This window comes from Rhodococcus sp. P4_F3_2 (genome assembly GCF_056401335.1).
The window spans coordinates 525,286-534,984 of record NZ_JBFUJN010000001.1; the positions used below are offsets into that span (position 1 = coordinate 525,286).

The 9,699-nt window shown below is 63.0% G+C and carries 12 protein-coding genes; 7 read left to right on the forward strand and 5 right to left on the reverse strand.

Annotated features, from left to right (window positions below):
* Position 1 precedes the first annotated feature (1 nt).
* Positions 2-553 (forward strand): phosphatase PAP2 family protein, encoded by a 552-nt coding sequence (locus tag AC1DWA_RS02550; RefSeq protein WP_069146458.1) that lies wholly within the window; start codon positions 2-4, stop codon positions 551-553.
* Here AC1DWA_RS02550 and AC1DWA_RS02555 read toward each other — a convergent pair.
* Positions 543-1,583 carry an iron-siderophore ABC transporter substrate-binding protein gene (locus AC1DWA_RS02555; RefSeq protein WP_477846847.1) on the reverse strand — a complete coding sequence of 347 codons (1,041 nt, stop codon included), beginning with the start codon at positions 1,581-1,583 and terminating at the stop codon, positions 543-545. The two genes, AC1DWA_RS02550 and AC1DWA_RS02555, sit on opposite strands and share 11 nt — an antisense overlap.
* A gap of 90 nt (positions 1,584-1,673) precedes the next feature.
* Entirely contained in the window at positions 1,674-1,931 is a 258-nt protein-coding gene (locus AC1DWA_RS02560) for a DUF2530 domain-containing protein (protein ID WP_019744928.1), read from the reverse strand.
* A 102-nt stretch (positions 1,932-2,033) separates the two neighbouring features.
* On the opposite strand from AC1DWA_RS02560, the gene AC1DWA_RS02565 reads away from it, so the two are divergent.
* From AC1DWA_RS02565 to AC1DWA_RS02575, 3 genes are all read left to right on the forward strand, one after another.
* The gene (locus AC1DWA_RS02565; RefSeq protein ID WP_020970489.1) at positions 2,034-3,488 is read left to right on the forward strand and encodes an NCS2 family permease; all 1,455 of its coding nucleotides are present in this window, start codon (positions 2,034-2,036) and stop codon (positions 3,486-3,488) included.
* A 65-nt stretch (positions 3,489-3,553) separates the two neighbouring features.
* The gene (locus AC1DWA_RS02570) at positions 3,554-3,985 is read left to right on the forward strand and encodes a MarR family winged helix-turn-helix transcriptional regulator (protein WP_019744926.1); all 432 of its coding nucleotides are present in this window, start codon (positions 3,554-3,556) and stop codon (positions 3,983-3,985) included.
* Positions 3,986-4,113: 128 nt separating this feature from the next.
* A complete protein-coding gene (locus AC1DWA_RS02575; protein WP_007733487.1) occupies positions 4,114-5,421 on the forward strand; it encodes an MFS transporter in 1,308 nt (435 codons plus the stop codon).
* Here the strand turns inward: AC1DWA_RS02575 and AC1DWA_RS02580 are convergent.
* Complete coding sequence (locus tag AC1DWA_RS02580) at positions 5,405-5,953, reverse strand: hypothetical protein (RefSeq protein ID WP_029256020.1); 549 nt, start codon at positions 5,951-5,953, stop codon at positions 5,405-5,407. The genes AC1DWA_RS02575 and AC1DWA_RS02580 overlap by 17 nt on opposite strands.
* Before the next feature lie 70 nt (positions 5,954-6,023).
* On the opposite strand from AC1DWA_RS02580, the gene AC1DWA_RS02585 reads away from it, so the two are divergent.
* From AC1DWA_RS02585 to AC1DWA_RS02595, 3 genes are read left to right on the forward strand one after another with little or no spacing between them, the layout of a single operon-like run.
* Entirely contained in the window at positions 6,024-6,614 is a 591-nt protein-coding gene (locus AC1DWA_RS02585) for a TetR/AcrR family transcriptional regulator (RefSeq protein ID WP_029256019.1), read from the forward strand.
* A 48-nt stretch (positions 6,615-6,662) separates the two neighbouring features.
* The gene (locus AC1DWA_RS02590) at positions 6,663-7,469 is read left to right on the forward strand and encodes a TrmH family RNA methyltransferase (RefSeq protein ID WP_019744922.1); all 807 of its coding nucleotides are present in this window, start codon (positions 6,663-6,665) and stop codon (positions 7,467-7,469) included.
* The gene (locus tag AC1DWA_RS02595) at positions 7,466-7,726 is read left to right on the forward strand and encodes a DUF2537 domain-containing protein (protein WP_020908790.1); all 261 of its coding nucleotides are present in this window, start codon (positions 7,466-7,468) and stop codon (positions 7,724-7,726) included. Before AC1DWA_RS02590 ends, AC1DWA_RS02595 begins: the two co-directional genes overlap by 4 nt.
* A gap of 20 nt (positions 7,727-7,746) precedes the next feature.
* Here AC1DWA_RS02595 and AC1DWA_RS02600 read toward each other — a convergent pair whose 3' ends face one another.
* Together AC1DWA_RS02600 and sepH are read right to left on the reverse strand one after the other, a co-directional pair.
* Positions 7,747-8,532, reverse strand: a complete 786-nt coding sequence (locus tag AC1DWA_RS02600; RefSeq protein WP_019744920.1) for a DUF6928 family protein — start codon at positions 8,530-8,532, stop codon at positions 7,747-7,749.
* A gap of 52 nt (positions 8,533-8,584) precedes the next feature.
* The gene (gene sepH / locus AC1DWA_RS02605) at positions 8,585-9,526 is read right to left on the reverse strand and encodes a septation protein SepH (protein WP_019744919.1); all 942 of its coding nucleotides are present in this window, start codon (positions 9,524-9,526) and stop codon (positions 8,585-8,587) included.
* Positions 9,527-9,699: the final 173 nt, after the last annotated feature.

Consider the following 9,699-nt stretch of genomic DNA (forward strand, 5'->3'; position numbering starts at 1 on the left):
GATGTCTTTTGATCAGTGGGTACTCGACAGTGCAGTGAGCCAGCGGACGGCGTGGCTCGTGGACGTGGTCGACGTCATCACCGACAGCGGCGGAACTCTCGCGTCGTGGCTGATCGCGACGCTGCTCACGATCGTGCTTCTGGTTCGGGGGCTCCGAACGGAAGCTCTGCTGATCGCCGGATCGATGTTGACCGGTCTGCTCGTGATGAGCGGATTGAAGCGCATCTTCACGCGAACCCGTCCACCCCTGCCGGAGCGTTTGATCGAAATCGATTCGTATTCGTTCCCGTCGGGCCACGCGATGATGAGCGCGATACTCGCGACTTCGGTTGCCGCAGTGATTCTTCGGCTTGCTTTGCCGAGGCTCGCGAAGATGGCAATGCTCGCGAGCCTCGGCCTGTACACGATCGCTGTCGGATTCTCCCGCGTCTACCTGGCTGCCCATTGGATGACCGATGTGCTGGCAGGCTGGGCGTTCGGGATGGTGTGGGCCGGAGTGTGGATCTGGGGAACTGCGCAGATCAGGAAGCGCCAGGCGCTGGTTACTTCGTGAGTTCGGCGAGTAGTTGGCTTGTCGCCCACGGCAAGCTCAGTGCTGAACTCGCGGTCAGGGCCGCACCGACCTGCGGGGCCTGATCGTCGTTGACGTAGACGACGCGATTGTTCTTGACCACGTCGAGTTGCTGGAAGCCCGGATTGTTTCGGACCGCCTGGGCGGCATCGGGATTGCCGATGACAACGAGACGGTCCACGTCGAGGAGATCTAGTCGCTCGGTGGAGATGGGCGCGTAGAACTCACCGTTCATCAATGCCTCGACCGCGGGAGCAGGTTTGAATCCGAGACTGCCGAGGACCCGTCCGCGGGCGTCCTCGGAGGAGAAGGCGTAGAACTCCGGGGTCGTGTCGACGCTGATGATCACCGCGGTCTGGTCTGCAAATTCCGGGTGAGCGCGTCTGGCGTCGGAGAACTGCTTGTCGATATCGGCGACCAACTTCGCGCCGTCGGTCTCGCGACCCACTGCCTTCGCTGCGGTCTTCGTCGTGATCTGCCACGGAGTTGCGTAGTCGCCGTAGGCCGGATCCTTCGCGACGGTCGGGGCGATCGCGGAAAGTGTGCTGTACAGGTCTTTGTCGATGCTCGAGTAGAGCGCGAGGATCAAGTCGGGCTCGAGCGCAGCGATCTTTTCGACGCTGATCGTGGTTTCGGGATTGCTGCCGACGACGGTCGGTTCGGTTCCGCCCCAAGGGCCGGTGACCCACGGCCACGTGCGGTTGACGTCCGGCTCGCCCGGGTACTGATTGACCATTCCGACGGGCTTGATGCCCAAGGCCAGCAGAGCCTGCTCGTCGTTGTAACCGACGGTGACGATCCGTTGTGGTTCGGAATCGATCGTGGTGCTGCCGAAAGCGTGATCGATCGTGACGGGGAAGGCGCCGCCACCGGAACTCGACGAACTACTTGCTGCGTCGTCGTCCGAACTGCAGGAGACGAGTGCTGTGCCGACCAGGGCGACCAGAGCAACGGATGTCAGTCTCGTCCAACGTCCTCGGCTTTTCCAACGATTTCGGTGGGAGATCTTCACGGTTACGTGGTTCCTTTCAGCATTGACAAGCTAAGACCGACACTAGAGTGCAGGGTAGGCTTACCATACTTAAAGGGTGAATCGACCTGCTCAGTCGACCAGACCGGCGCCCTGTTGTGCGCCCTTGTCACCGCGCACAGCTGCGCGTCGTTGAATGGAGAACAGAGCGAGGCCGAGGAAGCCGACTCCGATACCCGCGTAACAGATCGGGAGTGCATCCGACCAACGATCGCCGCTCACCGCGACCACGATCGTGGCGACCACCCACAACGCGGTGCCGATGATCAGTGCCGGCGCGGGTGCGGACAATTTGCCGATCAGGCTGGTTGTGTTGCGAGTCTCCGTCACAAAATTAACGCTACCCGTACCCCGGTGGCCTACTCTCCCTAGTGCGACCGGCTTCATGTGCGCCGGCACACGGCGACCTACAGCGATGGGGAAAGAACAAACATGGCGGCACCCGGCAAGATCCTCGACACCTATTTCAAGATCAGCGAACGAGGGTCGACGATCTCGACCGAGGTTCGCGGCGGTGTCGTCACCTTCGTGGCGATGGCCTACATCGTGGTCCTCAACCCCCTGATCCTCGGCAGTTTCTCGGCTGACGACGCTGCAGCGAAGACCGACGTTCTCGGCAACATCCTTCCGGTCAACCAGGTGGCTGCGGTCACCGCTCTGGTTGCCGGCCTGATGAGCATCGTCTTCGGTCTCGTTGCCAACTATCCGTTTGCCATCGCCGCGGGTCTCGGCATCAACAGCCTGCTCGCCGTCACCATCGCACCTCAGGTCACCTGGCCCGAGGCGATGGGCCTGGTGGTCATCGACGGTGTGATCATCGTTCTGTTGGCACTCACCGGTTTCCGAACTGCGGTGTTCAATGCGATTCCCTCGGCATTGAAGTCCGCGATCGCGGCCGGTATCGGCATGTTCATCGCTTTCATCGGACTGGTCGACGCCGGATTCGTCCGCCGCATCCCCGATGCCGCCGGTACGACGGTTCCCGTCGGACTCGGAATCAACGGCTCGATCGCTTCGTGGCCGACCGTGGTGTTCATCTTCGGTGTCCTGCTCATGGGTGTTCTGGTCGTGCGCAAGGTTCGTGGTGGACTGCTGATCGGCATCGTTGTCACGACGATCCTCGCTGCGATCATCGAGGCAGTTGCGGACGTCGGACCCTCGCTCGGAACCAACCCCAAGGGCTGGAACCTCAGCATCCCCGCGATCCCGGAGATGCTCGGTGGTATGCCTGATCTGAGCCTGGTCGGCGACGTCAGCATCTTCGGCGCGTTCACCCGCATCGGTGTTCTGGCCGCCAGCCTGCTTGTCTTCACCCTCGTGCTCGCGAATTTCTTCGACGCCATGGGCACGATGACGGGTCTCGGTAAGGAAGCCGGCCTGACCGACAAGGATGGAAACCTCCCCAACGTCGGTCGCGCGCTTGTCGTCGAAGGCGCCGGTGCCATCGTCGGCGGTGGCGCTTCGGCGTCGTCGAACACCGTGTTCGTGGAATCCGCGTCGGGTATCGCCGAAGGCGCCCGCACGGGCCTGGCAAATGTCGTGACCGGACTGCTCTTCCTCGTCGCGATGTTCCTGACGCCGCTCTACTCCGTCGTGCCGATCGAGGCAGCTGCGCCTGCCCTCGTCGTCGTCGGTGCGCTGATGATCGGACAGGTCCGAGACATCGATTTCACCAAGTTCTCGGTGGCTCTCCCGGCGTTCCTGACCATGATCGTCATGCCGTTCACCTACTCGATCGCCAACGGCATCGGTGTCGGCTTCATTTCATGGGTGGTCCTGCACGCTGCCAGCGGTGGTATCAAGAAGATCCACCCGTTGCTCTGGATCGTGGCGGCACTTTTTGTGGCCTACTTCACTGTCGGACCCATTACCGACGCCCTTACGTGAAATCAGGGTTGACCGGTATTCGATTACGTGAGCTACCGGCCAGCTCTTGACGTATTGTCTGACGCGTGACCACCGAAACTCGTGCGCTGGCCAGCGATCTTTCCCTGGCTGTAGTGCGTCTCACCAGGCATCTGCGCGGCCGCAGAGTCGACGCTCAGGTATCGCTGACGCAACTGTCCGCTTTGGCGAGCCTGGATCAGTACGGCCCGATGACCCCTGGCGTACTCGCAGCACGTGAGAAAGTTCAGCCGCCGTCGATGACGCGCGTTGTTGCTTCTCTCGCCGAGCTCGGTCTGGTCGAGCGCTCGCCGCATCCCACGGACGGTCGTCAGATCATCGTGAATCTCTCCGACGCCGGGCAGGCGTTGCTCGCGGACGAGACCCATGCGCGTGAGGCGTGGATGAACGAGCAGCTGGCCGGGCTGGGTGGCGAAGAACTCGCGACGCTGCGCGGTGCCGTCGGGATCATCACGGAGATGGTCAACAAGACGGAGTAGTTCCGCGAGTTAGAAGTCGTGTAGCTCAGCTACTGAGACGTCGCGTAGCTCCGCTACATAGAGGTCGTTGCCCAAACGAATTACTCGAGGGGCAAGATGGTGGGGTGCCCCGAGACCCCGATTCCGGCATGTTTGCCGCGCTCCACAACCGCAACTACCGCCTTTGGGCTTCCGGACAGATTGTTTCTCTGGTCGGCACGTGGATGCAACGTATTGCCCAGGACTGGCTGGTACTGACGCTCTCGGACGGCAACGCGTTGGCGGTGGGCATCGTCATGGCCTTGCAGTTCGGTCCGACGCTGTTTCTGTCGGTGTGGGGTGGGGTGCTGGCCGATCGGTACGACAAGCGTCGGATCCTGATCTTCACGCAGTGGGCGAGTGCGGTATGCGCACTGGTGTTGGGTCTGTTGGACGTCGGTGGGCTCGTCGCGTTGTGGCACGTCTTCCTGATCGCCTTTGCCCTCGGCTGTGTCTCGGCGCTCGACGCACCGGTGCGTCAGTCGTTCACTATCGAAATGGTGGGCAAGGAACACCTGTCCAATGCCATCGCGCTCAACTCGATGACGTTCAACACGGCCCGCATCGTCGGTCCGGCCATCTCGGGTGTTTTGATCAACCTGATCGGAACTGGATGGGTGTTCCTGCTCAACGTCGCGACGTTCGGTGGGGTCCTCATCGCGCTGTACCTGATGAACAAGAAGGAGCTGATCCCGTCCGAACCGGCGCCGCGTACCAAGGGGCAGGTGCGCGACGGGTTCCGATATGTGTGGGGTCGCAAGGACCTTCGGGTGATCATGGTGTCCGTCTTCATGGTCTCGACGTTCGGCCTGAACTTCGCGATCAGCCTGGCGGTGATGGCGCGCAACACGTTCGGTCTCGAAGCCGACGGTTACGGACTGCTGTCCACGACGCTTGCCGTGGGAACCCTTGCAGGCGCTGCGTATGCCGCAAGGCGCAAGGAAGCGCCGCGGTTGCGGACGTTCCTCGGTGCCGCAGTGGCTTTCGGCGTGTTCGAGGTCGCGGTGGGATTGATGCCTACCTACGCGTTGGTGGCGCTGATGTTGATTCCCACGGGCGCACTGACGTTGACGTTCACGACGTCCGCGATGAACATCCTGCAGATGTCGGTCCCCTCCGAGATGCGTGGGCGGGTGATGGGCATCTACATGCTCAGTTTCCTCGGTGGCACACCGCTGGGAAGTCCGCTGCTTGGTTGGCTCGCCGACTCCGTGGATCCCCGTGCGCCTTTGATCGTGGGCGGAGTGATCTCGCTCGTCTCAGGCACAGTGGCCGGGGTGTACCTGCTACGTAGCGAAGGGCTGAAACTTCGTCTTGCGAGGCCGGAAGACGGTGGCAGGTTGCCGGTGTTCGTCCTGCGTCCGGTGATCGTGTGCGACGCGACCGAACAGGCAGTCGAGGCTAGCCGCGCGCCGTGACCTTCTCGCGCTTGGGAAACACCGTGTAGCTCAGGGCGATTGCTCCCCAGATTCCCAGCACCACTGTCAGCTTGCTGATCCATCCGTCGAGGGCTCCCGTGCGGGCGGGGTCGTCGACGAGGAAGATGGCTGCGCCGAGAAGTCCGCACGCGATGGCCCAGGCGATCGCGGCTTTGCCGAACTCGCGCCATTCGCGCAGTGCTCGCGCACTCCCGTACTCGGGTGGTGCGACGGGAGCCGGGCCGCCGGCGAATCGGTAGGCGAACCTGGCGTCGGCCCAGGAGATGAGACTGTGCCCGAACGCAACGGAGAAGCCGATGTAGGCCGCAGCAAGCCCGTGGGTGAAGTTCGCCTCGCCGCCGCCCCGAAGATCGAGGGCTGTGGCGACGAGCAGGACGACGTCGACCAGGGGTGCGCAGATGAGCAGTGCGGCACCCAGCGTCTTGCGGCGCAGCAGATAGCGGGCGGCGAGACCGGCGGCGATGAACACCCAGAACATGATTTCGCACGCGATGATCAGATGGACGATCATGACATCAGCTCATTTCTAGTACGACTGTGTTAGTGATCGAAAACTAGCACAACTGTGTTAGCTTTGTGAAGTGGTGAAACGAAGCAGCCCCGATGAGCGACGGGAAGAGATCGCCGAGGCTGTCTGGCGTGTGATCCGTCGTGATGGTGTGGCGAGCGCGAGCGTCCGGGCCGTCGCGGACGAGGCGAAGATGTCGACGGGGTCGCTAAGGCACTTCTTCGCGACGCAGTCTGAACTCTTGCTGTTCGCGATGACGCTCGTGACCGTCCGAGTGGAGAAGAGAATCGCCGGCATCGACTTCGATCCCGACATCCGCCGCGCGATCCGCCAGTTCACCGATCAGTTCGTTCCCCTCGACGAAGATCGGCGTGAAGAAATGCAGGTCTGGGAGGCGTTTGCTGCTGCCGCCCAGACCGATTCGACGTTGACGGCAGTGCGTGACGAGACGGACCGGACGCTGTTCGAGCACTATCGAACATTTGTCGAGGCCGTACATGATGCAGGATTCCTGCAGCCGGACGCTTCGGTCGACATCGAGGCGATGAGGTTGCATGCGCTCGCCGACGGGCTCGCGTCGCACGGCGTCGACAATCCCGAGCGAACCAATCCGCAGGTGATCAGCCAGGTGCTCGACGCGCATTTCGCTACGCTGCTGCGCTAGGTCGGGAGTAGTGACGGGGGCCCGCGGTGCGTACGGCACGATAGACCCGTGGTTCACGTCATCGACATCTCAGATCCCGCCGACCCCCGGTTGGATGACTTTCGCGATCTCAACTCCTCGGATCGGCGCCCCGACCTGCCGGAGGGCAAGGGGCTGGTCATCGCCGAAGGAGTGTTCGTCACTCAGCGACTGCTGACGTCGCGGTTCCAGCCGATCAGTCTTCTCGGCGTCGAACGACGGCTCCTGGAGCTCGCTGACGATCTCGACGGTGTGGACGTGCCGTTCTACCGTACGAGCGCCGAAGTGATGGCCGAGGTCGTCGGATTCCACCTGAACCGTGGCGTCCTCGCTGCAGCAGCGCGCCCGGCGCCACTCGCGGTCTCGGACGTGCTGAAGGACGCAAAGACCGTCGTGGTCCTCGAAGGCGTCAACGATCACGAGAACCTCGGCTCGATGTTCCGCAACGCTGCAGGGCTCGGCGTCGACGCCGTTCTGTTCGGGAAGGGTTGTGCTGACCCGCTGTACAGGCGGTCGGTCCGTGTGTCGATGGGGCACGTGCTGCGAGTGCCCTTCGCGCATGTGGCAAAGTGGCCACATGACTTGGATGAGCTGCGTGGCAACGGTTTTCAGCTCATATCCTTGACTCCGAATCCGGAAGCGGTCACTTTGGCCGATGCGATGACCGGGGAGAAGGTGGCGCTACTGCTGGGCGCCGAGGGGCCAGGTCTGACCGAACATGCGATGCGGGCCACCGACATTCGTGCCAAGATACCGATGGCACCTGGTACCGATTCGCTCAACGTCGCGACCGCAGCGGCGATGGCCTTCTACGAACGTGTCAGGACCGGCCGGTGACTCTGGACCGCACGCCCTGGTTCACCGGAATCGCGGTGTCGGTATTCGCCGCGATGCTCTCGACCAGCGCCGTCGCGGCGTTCTGCATCGCGCTCGGCAACGTGAACGTGCTCCTGGCGGTTGTCGTCAATATCATTGCGGTAGGCGGACTTGCGCCGACCGTGTGGCGCTGGCGAGCCGTCCCCGTGTGGCGATGGGTGGTCTACGGCGCGGTAGTCGGCGTTCCGCTCGGGTGGATCGCAGCGATAGCCGCGTGACTGTGTGATGCTTGTTCGCGCTACTTGAACCCGAAGTACCGGGCGAGGCGACCGCGCGGCTTGGCCACGGGTGCGTCGTGGATCGGCGGCGTGTTTTCGGGCATGGGTATCTCTGTCGGCGCCTGCTCGGGTACCGGTACGGGAGCTGGGGGCGCAGGTTTGGGTGCCTCGCCGGGGCGGTGAATCTTGAAGCCCCACAGGAGAATCTGCGTTGTGTCGAGTTCGTGTTCTCGCGGCGCGCCGGTGTATCGGAATCCCAGCCACTCGAGGTTGGCGGACTCCGCGAACTGCTGCGGGTGGAACGGAAGTGACTGCGGATCGGGCAGGATCCCGGGCGGGTAACGCAGGGGATGGTTGCCGGCCCAGAATTCCAGTTCCCACGTCTGCGGGATCCCCAGATTCTCGACGATGTCGATCGGGATGGCACTGAACGAGCGTCGTAGCTCGCCGTTCTCCCACAGTGCAAACGAACCCTGCGCGGTTTCGGGGACGGAGCTGATCAACAGCGTCGAGCCACCCTCGGCCGAAAGGTGCCAGGACTCAGGTAGTTTCGAGGGGACAAATGTGCTGAGTTCGGAGCTGCAGACGACGCTCACTCGGCCGTACGCGCCGACGAAGACGTAGCCGGGGCTCACCGTCGCGGCCATCGACAGCGGCTGAGGACCGAGAGACTCGAACTCCTTGTCCGGGTACAGCGACATGGCGATTTTCAGCGCCTCGGTCTGATCCGGCTGTGGGTACTTGCTCAATTCGGTGCGAGCGTCTGCGCCGCCCAGAAACCAGATCGTCGATACCCGTGCAGCCACCGGCAGCCCTCTCTCCTCAGCCTCGCTCGAAAGAAGAATACTTTCCTTCGGGTCAGCGACCGCTGCTGCGGACCCCGAGGAGTACGTCGTCCCACGAGGGAAGAGCAGGCCGTCCGCGCTTGTCCTTGGTCTGCGTCTGCTGCGGAGCGGTTTTCGGGGTCACGTCCGGTGCAGGCTCGGGAACCTCTTCGTCGACGACTGTTTCCGGCTCGACAGCAATCGGCTCGGGCGCCACGATTCGTTCCGCCACCACCGTTCGCTCGGAAGCTGCTGTCCGCTCGGAAACTGCTGTTCGCTCGGAAACTGCTGCGGGCTCCGGCTCGATCTCCGCCACCGGTTCGACGTCGAATCGGGACAGTTCAAGCTGCTGCGGCTCGTTCGAAACCACCGGTACCAGGCCGCGGAGCGGGCGACCGAAGTCGGGATCGATCAAGTCGAATGCCGCGTCGTCGAGTGCGACGATCGTTCCGCCGTGCGCGTCGGGCTGGTAGCGCCAGTGTGCGGCGTTGGTGGTGCGGCCGGCCTGCCACTGCAACTGCGCGACCCACTGATTGTCCTCGTCGCGCCAGGCATCCCAGGTGGCCTCGTCGATGCTGTGGCCGCGGGCGCGGAATGCGTGGGTCACGATTTCGGAGAGGGTGGGAACCGTCGGGCCGTTGTCGCGCACCGGGTGTCCGCCCTGCGCCATTTCCGCGGCGCGGGAACGCTCGAGCAGAACGGGGTACGCAAAGCGCTCGACCTTGCTGATGGGGATCTTCGCTTCTTCGGCGACCTGCTCTACGGAAGCACCGGAACGAATGCGCGCCTGAATTTCGCGGGGACGGAGTTGGCTTTCCATTTCGATCTCAATCTGGCCGAGTCGAGCCACGTCTCCGCGGGAAGCTGCACGAAGTTTGTCATCGGCGGGAAGCCGGAATTTCTGGCCGGTTTCAGCATCTGCGCACACCACATGCGATCCATCGGGTTCAAGTCCGATCACTCGAAGCTCTCGCACATTGACCTCCTTATCGCGCCGGCTCGCGACTTTGCGCCGCGCTCAACTGTAATTCATTCGTGACCATGGACTCGGCAGGACACGCAGGGCGAGATGACCTCGGATCCGACCACCGGTGTGGTAGCTCACAAGGCCTGGCGCAAACGACGCTCGGCCCCCGACATCATGTCGGG